Below are 18854 nucleotides of genomic sequence, written 5' to 3'. Positions count from 1 at the left end.
GTTAAGCTGGTTCTGTTACACACTGCAAAGGATGCTGCTGATCTCTTGCGTAGCTAAGTACTTGATTCATTTTCGTTTCTGCAATATCTTGCGGGTATACACCGCATACTGCTAAGCCTTCTGTATGTACTTTGAGCATAATTTGCGTCGCTTGTTCACGGGTTTTGTTAAAAAAACGCTCTATACACTCAACAACAAACTCCATAGGGGTGTAGTCGTCGTTTAATAACAAAACATTAAACATAGGCGGCAACTTGGGCTTCGCCACTTCCGGCTTAAGTGCAACATCATTTTCAAAGGGCTTGGCGTTTTTCTGTAACTGGCTCATATGAACCTATTTTGAGCCAAACCACAGAAATTTCAAGCCCAATTTCAATAGGGTTATCGTAAATCATTAAATAAAATTCATTGCGTGGAATAAACGTGCAAAATAGTGGCTGATTGTCAGCAATTATTTTATGCGAGTTATTGAGTTTGAATCAGGCTGCACCGAGTAGAGTAGGCCTGTATTGGTTAGGGCTGAGTAAAGAAGAACGATGCTTTAAGGGAAGATTTTAACGCTTTTAACAATGCGGTCTTGCGTTTGGATTATTTCAATCACGTGCGTACCCACTTTAAAGCTGGTGTTGGATTCTGGAATATCTTCAAAGTGCTCTAGAATCAGGCCATTGATCGTGCGCGGACCTTCCAGTGGTAGGCTTAGGTTTAACTTCTTATTCAGGTCGCGTAGCGTGCTGCTACCATCAACTATCCAACCGCCATCTTCATCTTTGCGGTAACTACCTAGGCGAGAAGGCGATTGCGTAGTGAAGTCGCCTATCATTTCTTCTAAAATATCCTCTAAGGTCACTAGCCCTTTAAATTCGCCATATTCATCAACAACCAGAGCGACGCGTTGTTGTTTTTCTTGAAATTGCTGAATTTGTGTATAAAGCGGTGTACCTGAGGGTACAAAATAAGGCTCGGCAATCACTTCCCGTAGCGTTTCTTTATCAAAGTCGTCACTTTCATGGTGCGCGCGCAATTGCGACATCACTTTACGCAGATGCAGTATGCCGATAATTTCTTCGTTTTCACCTTGTCTAACGGGCAAGCGCGTATGTTGGCTATTTGAAATCTGCTGCATAATTTCATCAAGCGGTGCGTCGAAATCTATGCTTTCTACCAATGTATGAGCGGTCATAACGTCATCGACGGTAATTTTCTCTAAATCAAATAGATTTAATAAAATTGACCTGTGCTTTTTGGGAATGAAGTGACCCGCATCAGTGACGATGCTGCGTAATTCTTCTGTGGTGACGGCGTGATGCGCTTCTGCAAAATTGGCTTTCATGCCCAATAAATACATAAAGCCTTTTACGAAAAGATTGACGAATGAAACGATAGGGTTAAATAGCCATAGCAAAGGGTAGAGCAAATAACTGCAGGCAAAGGCAAACTTCTCAGGATGCGCTGCGGCAATCACTTTGGGCGATATTTCACTGAACACTAAAATAACGAATGTCAGTGCCAGTGAGCCAACGGCTAGCACGTATTCACCCTCTCCAAATAACTGATGGCTGATGACTACTTCTAAGGCTGATGAGCCCACAATGCAGAGCGTATTGCCTAATAAAATAACGCCTAATAGCTTGTCAGTTTTTGATAGCAATACACTGGCCAAGCGCGCGCCGCGATGGCCTTGTCTTGCCAAATGTTTCATCCTATAACGGTTGACTGACATGAGGCTGGTTTCTGAGATTGAGAAAAACGCAGTACACAGCAGCAGCAATACCAGAATGCCAAACTGGGAGCTTAAGGAAATATTATCCAATGGGGTCTAATTTGTGAGATGTAAGATAAAGGGAGTTTATACGGCAGAAGGGTAAGAAATCAAGTGCAATGTATCTGCACTTGATTGATTTACTTGAGGTTTATACGAAGGTTAAGATGCGAACTCAGAAGGATCTGGTTCAACTACGACTTCTTTCTTGCCGCCTTCTTTTTTCTCTACATCACCAATTAAGTTGGCACGATTAACCCCCAGCCACATGGCGATTGGACATGCGACCAATACTGAAGAGTAAATACCGAACAAAATACCAATCGTTAGCGCTAATGCAAAGTTATGCAATACTTCGCCGCCGAATAACAACATCGAGCCAACCATAGTTTGTGTCATGGTGTGCGTGATAATGGTACGAGACATAGTGCGAGTAATCGCGTTATCAATCACTTGAACCACGCTAGCTTTACGCATTTTACGGAAGTTTTCACGTACTCGGTCAAACACCACTACGGATTCATTCACTGAGTAGCCTAGAACAGCCAGAATAGCGGCTAATACCGTTAGGTTGAATTCCCATTGGAAGAACGCAAAGAAACCTAAAATAATTACCACGTCATGCATGTTGGCGATAATAGCGGCTACTGCAAAACGCCATTCAAAGCGTAACCACAAATAAAGCATAATGCCTAAACTTACGAAAAATAGCGCTAAACCGCCATTTTCATAAAGCTCATCACCAACTTGCGCGCCTACAGCCTCTACGCGGCGCACTTCAGCGGTAGCATCCGCAGCGACTAACGCGACTTTTACTTCCTCTGAAAGTTTAGCCACTGAAACGCCTGCTTTAACTGGTAAGCGAATCAATACGTCATGGCTAGAGCCGAAATTTTGTACAGTCGCCTCTTTTAGGCCTATGCTATCTACCGCTTTACGAACGCTTTCCAGATTCGCTGCTTGTGGGTAGTTTACTTCCATCACCGTACCGCCAGTGAAATCCACACCGAAGTTCAAACCGCGAGTGGCTAAAAATACAACGGCTAATATGAATGTCACCAATGAAATTGCAGTCGTCAGGCGACCGTAACTCATAAAGGGAATATCTTTTTTGATTCTAAATAATTCCATAATTTTTTACTCTTAAAATTTAGATTGCATTTGTTTGAGACATTTTACTTGCTGGTAGGTCGGGTTTTAACCCGACAACTCGGACTAAAGTCCGACCTACCAAACTGCTAGGTTTATTATTGCTTAGCCTTTGTAAATTTGACCAATTGACAACTTAGTTAGCTTACGGCGATAACCGTAAATCAAGTTCACTATTGCGCGTGATACCAATACCGCACTAAACATTGAAGTCAAAATACCCAAAACGTGTACTACCGCAAAGCCTTTAATTGGGCCTGTACCAAACATGAATAGCGCTAAACCTGCAATCAGTGTTGTTACATTTGAGTCTAAGATGGTATCCCATGCACGTTCGTAACCAGCATGAATACTTGCTTGTGGCGTGTTGCCATTACGCAACTCTTCACGAATACGTTCGTTAATTAACACGTTGGCATCAATCGCCATACCCAGTGCCAATGCAATCGCCGCCAAGCCTGGCAGAGTAAGCGTTGCTTGTAACATGGATAAAATCGCAACCAAAAGCAGCAAGTTAATGGCAAGTGCAGTCACTGAAACTGCACCAAAAGCCATGTAATAAACCATCATCATCACTGCGATGGCAGCAAAGCCCCACAGGGTCGAATGGATACCGCGGTTGATATTGTCTTGCCCCATGCTAGGGCCGACGGTACGCTCTTCAACAATATCCATAGGTGCGGCAAGTGCGCCAGCACGTAGTAGCAATGCGACATCAGTGGCTTCTTGCGTATTTGCCATACCTGAAATCTGCACGCGACCGCCGCCGATTTCTTCGTTAATGGTTGGTGCGGTAATCACTTCCGTACTGCCTTTTTCAATCAGCAATATCGCCATGCGTTTACCTACGTTCTCACGTGTCACTTGTTGGAAAATACGAGCGCCACGTGCGTCCAAAGTGACGTTTACGGTAGATCTGCCAGATTGGCCATCTACGCCAGGGCCTGCATCTGTAATGTAATCACCCGTGAGTACTACGTTCTTTTTAACCAGAACTGCACGACCATCACGGTTTTTAAAGACATCGTCACCTACCGGTGCTTGGCCTTTTTCCGCTTTTTCTAGTGTAGCAGCGTCGCTTTTCTCTTCATCCACCATGCGAATTTCTAGTGTCGCGGTACGACCTAAAATCTCTTTCGCTTTTGCAGTATCTTGCACACCTGGCAACTGTACTACCACACGGTCAGCACCTTGCTGTTGAATAATAGGCTCTGCAACACCTAACTCGTTAATACGGTTATGCAGTGTTTGAATGTTTTGTTTAATCGCAAAGTCTTGAATAGATTTTTGCTCAACCAAATTAAGTGAGGCTTTTAGAATTCTTTCTTCACCAATGGTTGATTCTTCCAGCGTCAAGTTTGGATATTCTTTAGCAATCACTGCGTGAGCTTTAGTCAATTCATCTGCATTATTGAAACGAATTTGCACTGTTTCGCCTTCGCGTGACACGCCAACATAAGAAATACGTTCTTTACGCAACGCGATTTTGAAATCGCCAACAAAGCGCTCAGCTGCTTTACTTAAAGCGGCTTTCATATCTACTTGCATTAAGAAGTGCACACCACCACGTAAATCCAAACCTAGATACATTGGTTTAGCACCTAAGCTGCGCAACCAGCTTGGTGAGCGTGAAAGCAAGTTTAACGCTACCGTATAATCAGTACCTAAATTTGCTTGCAATACATCTTTAGCACGGATTTGTGTGTCGGTGTTCTTAAAGCGTGCTTTTACACCACGTGCATCTTGATACACGCCATCATATTCAATCTTCTCTTGCTTAAATATATCCTCAACCTTACCCAGTAAAGCTGAGTCAAGCTTGGTGGTGCTTTTAGCAGGAGTGATTTGTACGGCTGGAGATTCCCCAAAGAAGTTTGGAATCGTGTAAATCAGCCCAATCAAAATCATGACTGCAACAAGGATGTTCTTCCACATTGGATAGCGGTTCATAGTCTGGCTCTAATTAATAACGTTGTGGTGTTGAAAAAGTCTTAATCAATAGTGATTAAAGACTCTTAATCGTGCCTTTAGGTAATGCGCTTTGTACCGCTTGTTTTTGCACGGTAATTTCAGTGTTTGCAGCAATCTCAAGGCTCACAAAAGACTCAGTTACTTTAGTTACCTTGCCTACAATGCCGCCGCTAGTAACAACTTCATCGCCTTTTTGTAAAGCTGTAATCATCTCGCGCTGCGCTTTTGCCGCTTTCATTTGCGGACGAATGATCATGAAGAAAAATAATACAAAAATTACAACGAGTGGAAGAAAACTCATTAAATCGCCACCTGTTGTAGCGCCTGCTGCGTATGCATTTGAAATAAACACGTTGAACTCTCTTTAAAATGAACTGGATATTGTAAAAAATTAGCTTCGGATTTTAACACAGACTGTTATTTATTGCAGACTCGTCAATTTAGTACAACACCTTATGCTTTTTAGTTGGCAATGAACGCTTTAATGACATGCGTACTGCCAACAAAAAGACTTACTCTACAAGGCAATATTTACATGGTTTGTAGCGTTGGTAATCTTAAGTGTTTAATTGTGTACGCTTAACTGCAAACTCTGATTTGAAAGTTTCAAAAGTGCCCACTTCAATCGCACTGCGCATACTTGCCATCAACACTTGGTAATAATGCAGATTGTGTATGGTGTTTAAACGCGCGCCTAGAATTTCGCCTACTCTGTGTAAATGGTGCAAATAGGCACGACTGAAGTTTTGGCAGGTGTAGCAAGCGCAATCAGCATCTAAGGGTTGGGTGTCCGTTTTGTAGCGGGTGTTTTTAATTTTCACATCGCCATATTGGGTGAATAGCCAGCCGTTACGGGCATTGCGCGTTGGCATCACGCAATCGAACATATCGATACCTTGCGAAACCGCGGCGACTAAATCTTCTGGAGTGCCGACGCCCATCAAATAGCGTGGTTTGTTTTGTGGCATTTTTGGTGCGGTGTGCGCCAATATGCGTAACATATCTTCTTTTGGCTCGCCTACTGATAAGCCACCAATAGCAAAGCCGTCAAAATCAATTTCAGTTAAACCTGCTAGCGATACGTCACGCAACTCTTCGAACATGCCGCCTTGAATAATGCCAAATAGCGCGTTGTTATTACCTTGATGCGCGTCTTTACTGCGTTTTGCCCAACGCAAACTTAATTGCATTGAGTCATTAGCTTCTTTTAACGTCGCTGGGAAGGGTGTGCATTCGTCAAAAATCATCACGATGTCGCTATTCAACACTTTTTGAATGCGCATGGATTCTTCTGGCGTTAAAAAACAGGTGTCGCCATTGATGGGGCTTTTAAACTTCACGCCTTCTTCCGAAATTTTACGCATCGCGCCTAAGCTGAATACTTGGAAGCCACCTGAGTCGGTCAGTATTGGGCCATCCCAACCCATAAATTTATGCAAGCCGCCGTGGGCTGCAATCACCTCTAAACCAGGGCGCAGCCATAGGTGGAAGGTGTTGCCTAAAACGATGTGCGCATCAATTTCTTTAAGCTCGAGTGGCGACATCGCTTTAACCGTGCCATAAGTGCCCACTGGCATGAATGCAGGTGTTTGCACATCGCCATGCGCTAGGTGAACAGTACCGCGACGGGCAAGGCCATCTTGTTTGTGTAAGGTAAATTGCATGGTATGGCTATTTGAACCGTCTTTTAAGAACCCGCGATTTTATCACAAGGCTTTGCTATACTCATTTTTGTATCAATAAACCACAATAAACCTTAATAAAAAACGCAATGTTCATTCATTAACTTAGCCAATATGCTTATAGATATCACACGATTGGCCATGATAGGTTTGGTTCGGCTTTTAGTCGGTGCTCATCCGCGTTGGGTAGGCGCTGCACCTAGTTTGACGCAAAGTATTTATTTTACGAACCACACTAGTCATTTAGATACGCTGGCTTTATGGGTTGCATTGCCTTCAGCTATTCGCGCAAAAGCTAGGCCGGTAGCCGCTAAAGACTACTGGGGGCGTGGCAAGATTAAGCGCTTTATTGCATTGAAAGTGTTGAATGCAGTGTTAATCGAGCGGGAGGTTTCGCGCCATAGCGATCCATTAGCGCCGCTGTTAGCTGCGCTTGCTGCGGGTGATTCATTGATTCTTTTTCCAGAAGGCACGCGTAAAGCGCAGGCTGAGCCTAGCGATTTTAAAGGCGGTTTGTATCATTTAGCCGAAGCTTTTCCTCATGTAAAACTTATCCCAGTTTATTTAGATACATTACATCGTTGCATGCCAAAAGGCAGTTATTTGCCAGTGCCATTAATTTGTACGGTGAGATTTGGCGCTACGCTTACATGGCAAGCCGATGAGCATAAAAAAGCATTTCTAACGCGTGCTCGCACTGCGATTTTGAGTTTGATTTAGGGTAATTGATTGAATGAAAGTACAGGAAAGTATAGCCATGCTAACTAATTTTGCTAACACGCTTGAAATGCTAGACCCAACGCATAAGTTTTATGGGTTAATAGGCGCGGTAGCCGCATTGCTGCTCATTGCCTCAATTGTTGGCTGGGCGTTAAAACGTCAACTGCTAGCTAAAAATAACCCATCAGAAAAGTCACTCAAGCTCATTAATAATCTCATTTCACGTGTGAATGCATGGTGGGTGATGGTGGCAATTCTCATTATTGCCTTTTTGGCAGGGAAGTTGGGCACCATAATTTTATTTGGCTTTATTTCATATTTTGCATTGCGTGAATTTATGACGCTTACGCCAACACGCGCAGGCGATCACCGCACATTGTCATTGGCTTTTTTTCTGCTGATACCTTTACATTATTATTTGATTTACACCGATTGGTACGGCCTGTTTAGCGTACTTATCCCCGTTTATGCTTTTTTATTGATGCCCTCTATTTCAGTGCTCGCGCAGGATACCGAACATTTTTTAGAGCGCGCAGCTAAAATTCAATGGGGTGTGATGATTTCTATTTATTGCATCAGCCACGCGCCAGCATTGCTTTTGCTGCCAATTACAAACTTTGAAGGTCAAAATACCTTGCTGTTGTTTTACTTTTTACTGATCGTTCAATTGAGCGATGTGCTGCAATATGTATTCGGTAACTTGTTTGGCAAAACTAAGGTTGCCCCTGTCGTCAGTCCTAATAAAACGCTGGAAGGTTTAATCGGCGGTGGTTTGTCGACAATTTTAGTGGGCACTGGATTGTGGTGGATTACGCCATTCACACCACTGCAAAGCGCAGGTATGGCTACGGTCATCGTAATAATGGGCTTTCTGGGCGGCTTGGTGATGTCTGCCATCAAGCGCAGTTTGGGCGCTAAAGATTGGGGTGACATGATAGAGGGCCATGGCGGCATGTTAGACAGAATGGATTCTGTGAGTTTTGCTGCGCCGGTTTTCTTTCACCTAGTGCGGTATTACTTTACGCCGTGAACCACTTAAGTAAATTGTTTGCTACAGCTAGTGTTTGATATACTAGCTCACCTTAATTTTAAATGGTTGTTCAAGCATGATTGAGCCTAACGACAAGATTAAATCTAACGATAAAGTAAAGCGCAGGGAAACTGATAGCGCTAGCTTGCGCCACCGTGGTATTTATTTGCTGCCAAATTTGTTTACTTCAGCTGCATTATTCTCAGGTTTTTTTGCCATTGTGCAGGCTATGAATGGTAACTTTGAGCTTGCTGCAATTGCGGTATTTGTGGCGATGGTCTTAGATGGCTTAGATGGTCGTGTTGCCCGTATGACCAACACACAAAGCGCCTTCGGTGCAGAATACGATAGCCTTTCAGATATGGTGTCTTTTGGCGTTGCGCCAGCGCTTATACTATATATATGGGCATTGAAACCACTGGGCAAATTAGGCTGGCTAGCGGCATTTACTTATTGCGCCTGTGCTGCATTGCGTTTGGCAAGATTCAACACTAAGTTAGATGATGACAATCAAGATAAACGCTACTTCCAGGGCCTACCTAGCCCAGGTGCAGCTGCATTATTGGCTGGTTTTGTATGGGTTTCGTACGAATACGGTGTGAGTGGTCGTGATGTATTCTTCGGTGTATTGCAATGGAAATGGATGGCTTGGGGCCTCACTATATTCGCGGGTCTTTCTATGGTGAGTGATTTGCGTTATTACAGTGGCAAAGACATTAACCTAAAAGAAAGCGTACCATTTTTTGTGATTTTGGCCATTATGTTAGTGATTGTGCTGATTTCATACAGCCCGCCAGAAGTGTTGCTGTTCGTGATGGCATCTTATGCGCTGTCAGGTTACATCATGTGGATACAGGAAAAATTTGAGAAAGTTAAACCTGAGTAAATCGTTTACTCTACGATTCTTGCCATTTGAAGTTGCGCTCATCAAATTAAACACTTGCGCAACTATGTAAAAAATACTATATTTATATCACTATGTTTATTTCACATATTTCATCAGTTATTTATGCGGCTAGTGTCATCGCTAGCGCATTATTATTACGCAAGCTTTTTGCGTTACGTACTGCTGCGCTCCGTAGCAACAATCTGCGCTAGCGCGCAAACTATACCCCCACACCCCATTGTATTAAATGCCGTTGCGTAATAATCGCAGCGAAATGCTATTATTTGTGCTCAATGCATTTGAGTTAGATAGCGCTAAAATTAAACAGAATAAAAGATAGGTAATGACTATGAACACAGCGACGAATCAAGCAGCTAAACAAGATCAAATTATTATTTTTGACACTACCTTGCGCGATGGCGAACAAAGCCCAGGCGCAGCGATGACCAAAGAAGAAAAAATCCGTATTGCACGACAACTTGAAAAATTGGGTGTTAACGTCATTGAGGCAGGCTTTGCTGCTGCCAGCCCAGGTGATTTTGAATCAATTTCAGAAATCGCCAAAATCATTAAAAACTCAACGGTATGTTCATTGGCGCGTGCTAGTGAAAACGATGTGCGACGTGCAGGCGAGGCGATTAAACATGCAGCTAGCGGTCGTATTCATACGTTTATTGCCACCAGCAAAATCCACATGGAAAACAAATTGCGCATGACGGAAGACCAAGTGGTCGAGCGTGCGGTGCAGGCAGTTAAATGGGCGTTGGAATATACCAAAGATGTAGAGTTTTCAGCCGAAGACGCAGTGCGTTCAGATATGGACTTCTTAGTACGCGTGTTTGATGCAGTCATTGAAGCGGGTGCAACTACGATCAATGTGCCAGATACCGTTGGCTATTCAATACCTGCGCCGTGGGGCGAGCGTATGGCATCCTTAATACAGCGCGTAAAAGATAGCGATAAAGTCGTATGGTCGACGCACTGTCATAATGATTTGGGTATGGCGGTAGCTAACTCATTGGCTGCGGTAATGAATGGTGCACGTCAAGTGGAATGTACCATTAATGGCTTGGGTGAGCGCGCCGGTAATGCCAGCTTAGAAGAAGTGGTCATGGCGATTAAAACCCGTAGCGATATCTTTAACTTAACTACAAGTATCGACGCCACGCAAATTGTCACAACTAGTAAGTTAGTGTCAACCATTACGGGCTACCCAGTACAGCCAAACAAAGCAATTGTAGGTGCGAATGCCTTTGCACATGAATCTGGTATTCATCAAGATGGCGTCTTGAAGCATCGCGAAACGTACGAAATCATGCGCGCAGAAGATGTAGGCTGGAATGCTAACAAATTAACTTTGGGTAAATTGTCAGGTCGTAACGCGTTTAGAACCCGTTTGAAAGAGCTTGGTATTGAGTTGGAAACCGATGATTTGTTGAATGTGGCGTTTGCAAAATTTAAAGATTTGGCTGATAAAAAATCAGAGATTTTTGATGAAGATTTGCATGCTTTGGTGAGCGATGACTTTGTTTCTGAGGCAACAGAAAGCTTCAAATTAGTGTATTTGCAAGTGTCATCCATTACTGGTGAAGTACCGCATGCCATTATTACTGTATCAGAAAATGGTGTTGAAACACGTGCTGAAGCTAATGGCGGTGGTCCAGTAGATGCTGCCTTCAAAGCGATTGAAACCATCGTAAGCAGTGGCGCTGAGTTGCAGCTTTATTCAGTGAACAATATCACCAGTGGTACAGATGCGCAGGGCGAAGTGACGGTACGTCTTTCTAAAGGTGGCCGTATTGTGAATGGGCAGGGGGCGGATACTGATATTGTAGTGGCATCAGTAAAAGCCTATTTGAATGCATTGAATAAGATTCAGTCTAAGTCTGAGCGTGCGCATCCGCAGGTGTGATTTTCCGTAAAAATCGACCAAATACTTTGTTGCTTTTCGCTTTCCGTACTAAACGTACTGTCCGCGCTTAAGCGCCTCGTCTTTGGTCGATTTAACAACTTAACGATCGATTATGAGTAATAAAAATCAAAGCCTGCTGATTGTTCTAGCGCTGTTCTGCACCTACTTCATCTGGGGCTCAACTTATCTTGCTATTCGTTTTGGCATAGAAAGTTTTCCGCCATTTTTGATGGCTGGCATACGTTTTGCGGTTGCAGGCTCAATTTTATATATCGTGATGCGCTTTTTGGGTGCGCCTAACCCCACCAAGCGGCAATGGCTAGGCGCAACTGCAATTGGTATTCTGTTGCCGGCACTCGGCAATGGTACGGTGTGCTATGTGCAACAAACGGTTTCATCAAGTGTTGCGGCACTTTCAATAGCGACTGCGCCAATCTGGATGGCGATTTTTTCGTCTATTTGGGGGCATCACATTACCCATAAAGAATGGTTGGGTATCGCTATTGGTTTAATAGGTATCGTGCTGCTAAATGTTGGTGGTAGCCTGCATGGAGAGTTCGCGAGTGCAATGCTGTTGATATTTGCCGCAGCTTGCTGGTCGTTTGGTTCAGTATGGAGCAAACGCATGGATATGCCAGCTGGTTTAATGGCAAGCGCCGCGCAGATGCTGGCCGGCGGCATCGTGCTGTTATGTGTGAGCGCATTTCAAGGTGAAAGCTGGCCGCAACATATCAGTGCTAAATCTTGGGGTGCGATGTTGTTTTTGGTAGTCTTAGGCTCTATCGTCTCGTATAGCGCTTACCAATATTTACTTAAAACCCTGCGTCCGTTAGTGGCGAGTAGCAATACGTTTGTTAATCCTGTTGTAGCATTCACGGTTGGAATCTGGTTTGCAAACGAGCATGTCACTACAAATGAATTTATTGCGCTGGCGATTATTTTGCTTGGCGTATTCTTAGTCCTTTCTGAAAGTGGCAAAGAAGTTTAAACAGCCTTTAGCTTATAAAATTTAATTTAAAAGACCTTTAATATGAAACAAAATTTAGCACTATTCGATTTAGACAATACTTTGCTGGCAGGTGATAGCGACTATAACTGGAGTTTGTTTTTAATCGGCGAAGGTTTGCTTGATGCAAAGACACATCAAGATCGTAACGAACAGTTTTATCAAGACTATAAAAATGGTTGTTTGAATATTACTGAGTTTTTAGCATTTCAATTGAAACCGCTATCAGAACACTCCAAACAGTTCTTAGATGAACTGCATGTTAAATACATGGATAAAGTGATTCGCCCGATGATGACGAAAAAAGCGCAAACCTTGGTGGATAAGCATAAAGCCGCTGGTGATTTGTGTGTGGTCATTACTGCAACCAATAGCTTTGTCACAAAGCCCATTGCAACGGCCTATGGCATTGAGCATTTACTTGGCAGCGACCCTGAAATGGTGATTGGTCAATATACAGGTGGCGTGACAGGTGTGCCAACTTACAAAGAAGGTAAAGTCATTCGTCTTAATCAGTGGTTAGAAGCGCGCGGTAGTAAGCTGAGTGATTACGATGTCAGCTATTTTTACAGTGATTCGCACAACGATTTGCCCTTAATGAAGCTGGTGACCAATCCTGTTGCGGTGGATGCGGATGAAACTTTAGCTGCCTATGCAAAAGCGCAAGCATGGCCAGCTATCAGCCTGCGTGACTAGTCAGTTGCTGGTTTTTATCGACCAAGTACTACTTCAAGTATGAACTTACTGCCTACGTAAGCTAATACTAATAACATAAATCCAGTTAAAGTCCAGCGTATGGCTTTTAGACCACGCCAGCCATATTGGAAGCGTCCGAATAAAAGTGCGCCATAAATAATCCAACTGGCAATTGAGAATACAGTTTTGTGATTAAACTGCATTGGTTTGCCAAAAATCTCCTCAGAAAATAGCATGCCGCTGATGAGCGTGACTGTTAGCAGAATAAAACCTAGCGTGATGATTCTGAATAACAAGGTTTCCATCACCATTAGCGGTGGGAAGCTAGGCAATTTGATGAGTGTCGGCTTGTTATGCAGCGTGCGCTCGGCAACGGTCATTAGCAGCGCGTGAAATGTCGCGAAGGTGAATAAGCTATAGGCCAGTAATGCAATCGCAATATGCGCCAGAAATAAGGGCGATTCAGCTAAAGGCATTAAGTGATTAGTGACATTTGAGGCAGGCAGAATGGCAAATATAGCCGATGGAGGTAGAACAAAAGCTTGCAGGCTAGTGAGTTGATGTTTTAAGTCTGCCACCCAGTAAATTAACACTGTCAGCCAAGCGATCGCTGAGAGCATATTGAAAAACCCAAGATTAAAACCATTTACAAAGATAACTTGATACAGCAACCATGCGTGAACAACCAACCCTAGCGCAATCATGGCTGAGTGTAGATTGAGTGATTGGCTACTTGCAGTGGTTTTAGCGCCACGCCAAAAGTCCGCAGCTACCGCGATATAAATAACGAAAACGACTAAATAAGGAATTAATTTTTGCATAACGTGATTATGGCGCAAATATGCTGTAAATATAATAGGTTGATGTAAAATCAACTATCTAATGATTTGTAAGAGAATGCTATGCTAGAAAATCTAACCGACCGCCTACAGGGCGTCATCAAAAATTTACGTGGCCAAGCTAGGCTTACGGAAGAAAATATTTCGGATGCGATGCGTGAAGTGCGTATGGCACTACTTGAGGCGGACGTTGCCCTGCCTGTGGTAAAAGAATTTATTGCGCAGGTGAAAGTGCGCGCTCAGGGCCAAGAGGTGCTTCAAAGCCTAACGCCAGGCCAAGCAGTCATTCAAGTGGTACATGACGAACTTACCGCTTTAATGGGTAAGGCAAATGTGGGTTTGAATCTAGCAGTGGTTGCACCAGCCATTATTTTGATGGCAGGTTTGCAAGGTTCTGGTAAAACGACTACCTCAGCCAAACTTGCAAAATTATTAAAAGAACAAAAAAAGAAAGTGCTGTTAGCTAGTGCCGATGTATATCGCCCAGCGGCGATAGAGCAGCTTAAAACGCTGGCTAAGCAATTAGATGTAGATTGCTTCGATAGTAACGCCACTCAAAAGCCAGCAGATATTGCTGCTGCGGCTTTAGATTTCGCCAAACGCGGTTATTACGATGTCATTATTTTCGATACCGCAGGTCGCTTAGGTATTGATGAAGCCATGATGGCGGAAATCAAAGCGTTGCATACCTTACTTAATCCGATTGAAACGCTGTTTGTGGTCGATGCAATGCAAGGTCAAGATGCAGTCAATACGGCAAAAGCTTTTGGCGACACTTTGCCACTGACAGGCGTCATACTTACCAAGTTAGATGGTGATTCACGTGGCGGTGCGGCACTCTCTGTGCGTCACATTACAGGCAAGCCAATTAAATTTGTCGGCGTGAGTGAAAAAGTTGATGGCTTAGAGCCATTCCACCCAGAACGTATGGCATCACGCATTCTAGGGATGGGCGATGTACTGAGCTTAATTGAGCAAGCGCATAAAAATGTCGACATGGCTGAAGCACAGAAGCTTGCTGATAAAGTTAAGTCAGGTAAAAACTTCGATTTAGATGATTTTAAAGCGCAGATGTCGCAAATGCGCAAAATGGGTGGCATGGGCGCACTGATGGATAAAATGCCTGCGCAAATGGCTGGCATGGCAAATAAAATGAATCCAGACGATGCAGACAAAGCCATTCGCCGCATAGAAGGCATTATTAACAGCATGACAGCACTTGAGCGCCGTAAACCAGAGTTGATTAAGGCCACACGCAAGAAACGCATTGCAGATGGCTCTGGCGTGCAAGTGCAAGAAGTGAACCGTTTGCTCAAGCAGTTTGAAGAAACGCAAAAGATGATGAAAATGTTTGCAAAAGGCGGCATGGCAAAAATGATGCGCAACATGGGCAATTTAATGGGCGGGAAAATGCCAGGTATGCGTTAAAAATTAGAGCAAATATCCAACGATATTTGCTCTAAACGCATATTCGGCGGGGTTTATGGCGTAGTCAGCATTAATAATATAAAAAGTTTACTTAATTTGCTAATTTAGCATTGACCAAGTACTAAGTTTCTAGCATAATTGCGCCCTTTCGTAAGTGATGCTTTATTAGTAACAAAGCAGCGCTGAAAGAAATACCAGAAACACAAGAATTACCCATTAAGTAGTTAGTTTCACAATGGGGCGTTAGCTCAGCTGGTAGAGCAGCGGACTTTTAATCCGTTTGTCGTGGGTTCGATCCCCGCACGCCCTACCAATATCTAAAAGGCTTCCAGCGATGGGAGCCTTTTTTCATTTGCGCTGTTTTCTTCTGAACGTGCCGTTATCGTGCCGTTATGCTCAGCTATTTCCTCCATGAAATTAAAAGCAGTCGTATTAATGTGCGCTAATTAATGTACCTTCAAATTTAAAAGCCTGAAGCATTACAAAGGCAAGGCAATTGACTTGCTTGTATATTGAGTTCTTCAATCAAAGTTGTTTTGAACGCTTAACAGCATAGAACCAAATAACACCTAAATACATCCTATTAGACCTTGCGTTAAATCAAAATGACGCTTAAAGTAACTTAGTTAGCCAAAGAAAGTAAGACTAATTAAGTTATATGACCATCGCTCGTCCAGATAGGAGTAACTGGGAAGGCTATCAAACCATATAGTATTTTTTAGCATAATTACCCCCGTAACTAGGCAGGTGCTTGAAATAGCACGTTGGGTGGCGACAAAAGCGTTTATTTATTAACCGCTTTTGTTGCTATTGCACTTAAGCATGGCACAAAAGCCTTGCTTAAGGACATACCATGTTACGCGAACACCAAAGCCTCTCAATCGGCAACACAACTCAAACAAATTCAACACGCAGATTCTTACGAATCCATGAAGTGATGGAAATTGTACCCTTAAGTCGTTCAGGTCTATATTCAAAAATCAAGGATGGATCTTTCCCAAAACCTTTTTCGCTAGGGTCGAGAGCGGTCGGTTGGTTATCAACTGACGTTGAGGATTGGGTGGACTCACGTATCGCTTTAACTAACGAAGCTTAGAAGCTAAGTCATGATGAAATTAGAATTAAATTTATCACGTATTGACAAGCCTCATCATATAAGCAAATTTAAAAGTTAATCTATGGCTAATAATCCAAAAAAACAACCTGAAACCTTTGATGGTGGGTTTTCCGCGTTACCACATTCAGTGCAGGATAACTCATCTTTTACTGGTGCAACAGACAAAGCTAAAGCATTACTGTTTGCATTAATTCGCCAAGTTAATGGTAAAAATAACGGTCATATTCAACTAGCACCTCAATGGCTAAAAAAGCAAGGCTATACCTCAAGTAGCGTCTATGCTTCACGTGCTGAGTTAATAGAGCGTGGATTAATTACACAAACAAGATGGGGTGGCCTGAATAATGGCACAAATCTATATGCCGTTACTTGGCTGGTTATCAGTAACTTTGTGGGATTGGATATTGAGGAAGCTGATTTCCAGCGTGGAGCTTGGGCAAGATGCAAATTGCCACCTACTCCAAGACGTGCAAAACCAATCAATAAAAAATCAGAAAAGCCACACGATAAGCGTAGTTGTGCAACTACGCTTATCGTAAGCGTGAGTATCCCACCAGCTACGATTACCGTAGCTGAAAATGCACTTTTGGCAACTTCTCCAACTACGACAACCGTAAACAATGTAGTTAATACCAATACATACTCTAAGAAGCCTAAACGAGTAGTAGGTAGAAAAGGCAAAAGCGGAATAAGAAAGCCAATTGCACAAGCTCCAATTACTGGTGAGGACACAGTATGTGCAATCTAAAAAAATATCAGAGTTGCATATTTTGTGGCTTGAAATTCATGTCTGTAGATTTTTTAATCTATCGCCAAAAAGGCTATTGCACCGAAGGCTGTATGGCACATGAAAAACGTACACCTATGAGTGCTGTAGATATTGCATATAGAAATGGCTTTAAGTTAAAAAAAGCAAAAAATTAGTAGCGATAAACTTTATGGGTTAACAATAAAAAGTAACCAACTATTAAGGATACATTACGATGAAAATGCAGCAACCAATTCCAGAAAAAATATGTAGAAAATGTAAGTCGACCTTCAAGCTTGTTAAGCGTGGAGGTGGATACATTTGCAATGAATGTGTCCTCGCTTCACGTATTGGCCGTGATGAAACAACACAAATTATTAAGCAGCAATTAAGTGAAAGCACTACCAAAGTCGCGCTGAGCATTAAAGAGTCAAAACTAGACGTCGTGGGATTGCTTCCTGAGGTTGTTATCAATGATGCTGCAAACCACCGCGGGGAGTTGCTCAGCTACCTAGGGAATGATTGTGTAGCTATGGCAATGACTGCTGAGTTAGATTGCAAGGCAGAAAATAGTTTTGAAAAAATGCTGTCACACCAGATGGCAATTTGTCACAAAGGCTACATGGACTTGATGGCAGAGGCTTTCTTTGAAGAAGATGTAGCAAATAAAGCACGATTGATGCATATAGCTGCAATGATGATGGGATCCTATCAAAAAGCCATATTGACAATGCAGCGACTTAAATCAGGTGGTAGTCAGCATATTGTTGTAAAGCACGTTTCTGTGTCCGATGGGGGGCAAGCGGTGATTGGAAATATTCAGGGAGGAAGCGCAAGATGAAAAATATAATTTACCCCATGCACTGTGCGCCAAGATGTGGGGCAAAAACCAGATCAGGTCATCCGTGCAAGTCACCAGCCATTCATGGCAAGGCAAGGTGCCGTATGCATGGCGGCAAATCGACAGGAAGGCCTAGTACTCCCAGTAGTAAATTTAGGAAAGCTCATTTGGAAGATAGACGAAAATTTAGAGCTATGTTGAAGCAACTTAAGGGTTTAACTGACGCCCTTAAACGCAACTAAATAGCAACTGTAACGCAACCCAGTTTGCAGACAAATCCAGCATTAATCTTTGGATGGAAGAAAATGAAAAGTGATATGCAAAAACGGGAGCCTAAGCACCCGTCTATATCAAACCTTTAAGATTGTTTGGACTTGCGGCGTCGCCCAGCAGCACCGATCAAACCCAAACCAACGAGTAGCATAGCGTAAGACTCTGGTTCAGGTACTGCAGCAACTGTAGTAGCAGTATATTGCAGACTAAGGAAGCCATTTCCGTTGAACGGTAACTGCCAGCCAGTGCTTGGTACAGTGCTGAGATAAGCACTACCAATGCCGAAGCCCGTGATATCAGCGGTTGTCTGAGTGCGCGACAGTTGAATGCCTGTCACAGTAGGATCATTGCTGGTTAGATATGCAATATACTTAGTATTTGAATTCAAGTTCAAACCAAGGTTGTTGAAACTAATAGTGGTAAAGCCACCTGTTGAATTAAAAGTTTCAACAGCTGAACCAGTTGTTGTCAGCAAGGAAGATCCGACAGAATTGATTGCTTGGTTCTTAGCGTTAGTGTGATGGTTCCACTGCGCTACATTAATATGAATAGATTCCCTAAAATTTAATATGATATTAATTTCAATGAACTATACTGCCAATAAACATTTACATGCTGTCAGTACTTAAAAGGGGAGATTGAAATGAGAGAGCCTGATAAAGAATATCTTGAAAGAGCTGCTAACTTAAGCGTTGAGGATGCTGAACGTCTATTAAGCCGCATGCGTACAAAGTTGGTGCGCAGAATAGATGACAAAATATTCAGTACTATTGAGGCTATAGCAATACAGCTTG

At 43.0% G+C, this 18854-nt stretch carries 20 protein-coding genes and 1 tRNA gene; 13 read left to right on the top strand and 8 right to left on the bottom strand.

What is annotated here, in order from left to right:
• Position 1: 1 nt before the first annotated feature.
• The 6 genes from clpS to tgt form a co-directional block, all read right to left on the bottom strand.
• Positions 2–328, bottom strand: coding sequence for an ATP-dependent Clp protease adapter ClpS (clpS, locus tag PSU72_RS07205; protein ID WP_300431653.1), 327 nt, complete (start codon positions 326–328; stop codon positions 2–4).
• Positions 329–541: 213 nt separating this feature from the next.
• Positions 542–1813, bottom strand: a complete 1272-nt coding sequence (locus tag PSU72_RS07200; protein WP_300431652.1) for an HlyC/CorC family transporter — start codon at positions 1811–1813, stop codon at positions 542–544.
• Positions 1814–1924: 111 nt separating this feature from the next.
• On the bottom strand, positions 1925–2893 hold the full coding sequence (secF, locus tag PSU72_RS07195) for a protein translocase subunit SecF (protein ID WP_300431651.1): 969 nt from the start codon (positions 2891–2893) through the stop codon (positions 1925–1927).
• 123 nt (positions 2894–3016) lie between these two features.
• The gene (secD, locus tag PSU72_RS07190; protein WP_300431650.1) at positions 3017–4861 is read right to left on the bottom strand and encodes a protein translocase subunit SecD; all 1845 of its coding nucleotides are present in this window, start codon (positions 4859–4861) and stop codon (positions 3017–3019) included.
• Between the two features lie 55 nt (positions 4862–4916).
• Positions 4917–5234: a preprotein translocase subunit YajC gene (gene yajC, locus PSU72_RS07185; RefSeq protein ID WP_300431649.1), complete on the bottom strand. Its 318-nt coding sequence runs from the start codon at positions 5232–5234 to the stop codon at positions 4917–4919.
• 205 nt (positions 5235–5439) lie between these two features.
• On the bottom strand, positions 5440–6546 hold the full coding sequence (gene tgt / locus PSU72_RS07180; RefSeq protein ID WP_300431648.1) for a tRNA guanosine(34) transglycosylase Tgt: 1107 nt from the start codon (positions 6544–6546) through the stop codon (positions 5440–5442).
• Between the two features lie 132 nt (positions 6547–6678).
• On the opposite strand from tgt, the gene PSU72_RS07175 reads away from it, so the two are divergent.
• The 6 genes from PSU72_RS07175 to PSU72_RS07150 all read left to right on the top strand — a co-directional run bounded on the left by PSU72_RS07175 (position 6679) and on the right by PSU72_RS07150 (position 12814).
• The gene (locus PSU72_RS07175) at positions 6679–7284 is read left to right on the top strand and encodes a lysophospholipid acyltransferase family protein (RefSeq protein ID WP_300431647.1); all 606 of its coding nucleotides are present in this window, start codon (positions 6679–6681) and stop codon (positions 7282–7284) included.
• Between the two features lie 37 nt (positions 7285–7321).
• Positions 7322–8314, top strand: a complete 993-nt coding sequence (locus PSU72_RS07170; protein WP_300431646.1) for a phosphatidate cytidylyltransferase — start codon at positions 7322–7324, stop codon at positions 8312–8314.
• Between the two features lie 76 nt (positions 8315–8390).
• Entirely contained in the window at positions 8391–9200 is an 810-nt protein-coding gene (pssA, locus tag PSU72_RS07165; RefSeq protein WP_300431645.1) for a CDP-diacylglycerol--serine O-phosphatidyltransferase, read from the top strand.
• A 349-nt stretch (positions 9201–9549) separates the two neighbouring features.
• Entirely contained in the window at positions 9550–11112 is a 1563-nt protein-coding gene (locus tag PSU72_RS07160) for a 2-isopropylmalate synthase (protein WP_300431762.1), read from the top strand.
• Between the two features lie 112 nt (positions 11113–11224).
• Positions 11225–12100 carry a drug/metabolite exporter YedA gene (yedA, locus tag PSU72_RS07155; RefSeq protein WP_300431644.1) on the top strand — a complete coding sequence of 292 codons (876 nt, stop codon included), beginning with the start codon at positions 11225–11227 and terminating at the stop codon, positions 12098–12100.
• A gap of 42 nt (positions 12101–12142) precedes the next feature.
• Positions 12143–12814: an HAD family hydrolase gene (locus PSU72_RS07150; RefSeq protein ID WP_300431643.1), complete on the top strand. Its 672-nt coding sequence runs from the start codon at positions 12143–12145 to the stop codon at positions 12812–12814.
• A 14-nt stretch (positions 12815–12828) separates the two neighbouring features.
• Here the strand turns inward: PSU72_RS07150 and PSU72_RS07145 are convergent, their stop codons facing one another.
• Entirely contained in the window at positions 12829–13635 is an 807-nt protein-coding gene (locus PSU72_RS07145) for an inner membrane protein YpjD (protein WP_300431642.1), read from the bottom strand.
• Positions 13636–13716: 81 nt separating this feature from the next.
• On the opposite strand from PSU72_RS07145, the gene ffh reads away from it, so the two are divergent.
• The 7 genes from ffh (at position 13717) to PSU72_RS14425 (ending at position 18029) form a co-directional block, all read left to right on the top strand.
• Positions 13717–15081, top strand: coding sequence for a signal recognition particle protein (gene ffh / locus PSU72_RS07140; protein WP_300431641.1), 1365 nt, complete (start codon positions 13717–13719; stop codon positions 15079–15081).
• A 237-nt stretch (positions 15082–15318) separates the two neighbouring features.
• Positions 15319–15394, top strand: a tRNA-Lys gene (locus tag PSU72_RS07135).
• Positions 15395–15934: 540 nt separating this feature from the next.
• Positions 15935–16177, top strand: coding sequence for an AlpA family transcriptional regulator (locus tag PSU72_RS07130; protein WP_300431640.1), 243 nt, complete (start codon positions 15935–15937; stop codon positions 16175–16177).
• 82 nt (positions 16178–16259) lie between these two features.
• Positions 16260–16946 (top strand): hypothetical protein, encoded by a 687-nt coding sequence (locus PSU72_RS07125; protein WP_300431639.1) that lies wholly within the window; start codon positions 16260–16262, stop codon positions 16944–16946.
• 38 nt (positions 16947–16984) lie between these two features.
• A complete protein-coding gene (locus PSU72_RS07120; RefSeq protein ID WP_300431638.1) occupies positions 16985–17122 on the top strand; it encodes a hypothetical protein in 138 nt (45 codons plus the stop codon).
• A gap of 59 nt (positions 17123–17181) precedes the next feature.
• Positions 17182–17787, top strand: coding sequence for a hypothetical protein (locus PSU72_RS07115; RefSeq protein WP_300431637.1), 606 nt, complete (start codon positions 17182–17184; stop codon positions 17785–17787).
• Positions 17784–18029, top strand: coding sequence for an HGGxSTG domain-containing protein (locus PSU72_RS14425; RefSeq protein ID WP_367186084.1), 246 nt, complete (start codon positions 17784–17786; stop codon positions 18027–18029). Before PSU72_RS07115 ends, PSU72_RS14425 begins: the two co-directional genes overlap by 4 nt.
• A 116-nt stretch (positions 18030–18145) precedes the next feature.
• Here the strand turns inward: PSU72_RS14425 and PSU72_RS07110 are convergent, their stop codons facing one another.
• Positions 18146–18535, bottom strand: coding sequence for a PEP-CTERM sorting domain-containing protein (locus tag PSU72_RS07110; protein WP_300431636.1), 390 nt, complete (start codon positions 18533–18535; stop codon positions 18146–18148).
• Between the last annotated feature and the right edge of the window lie 319 nt (positions 18536–18854).

Origin of the sequence: Methylotenera sp. (genome assembly GCF_029945535.1) — a bacterium.
Taxonomy (GTDB): domain Bacteria; phylum Pseudomonadota; class Gammaproteobacteria; order Burkholderiales; family Methylophilaceae; genus Methylotenera.
This window is presented reverse-complemented; position numbering and strand designations above follow the sequence as displayed.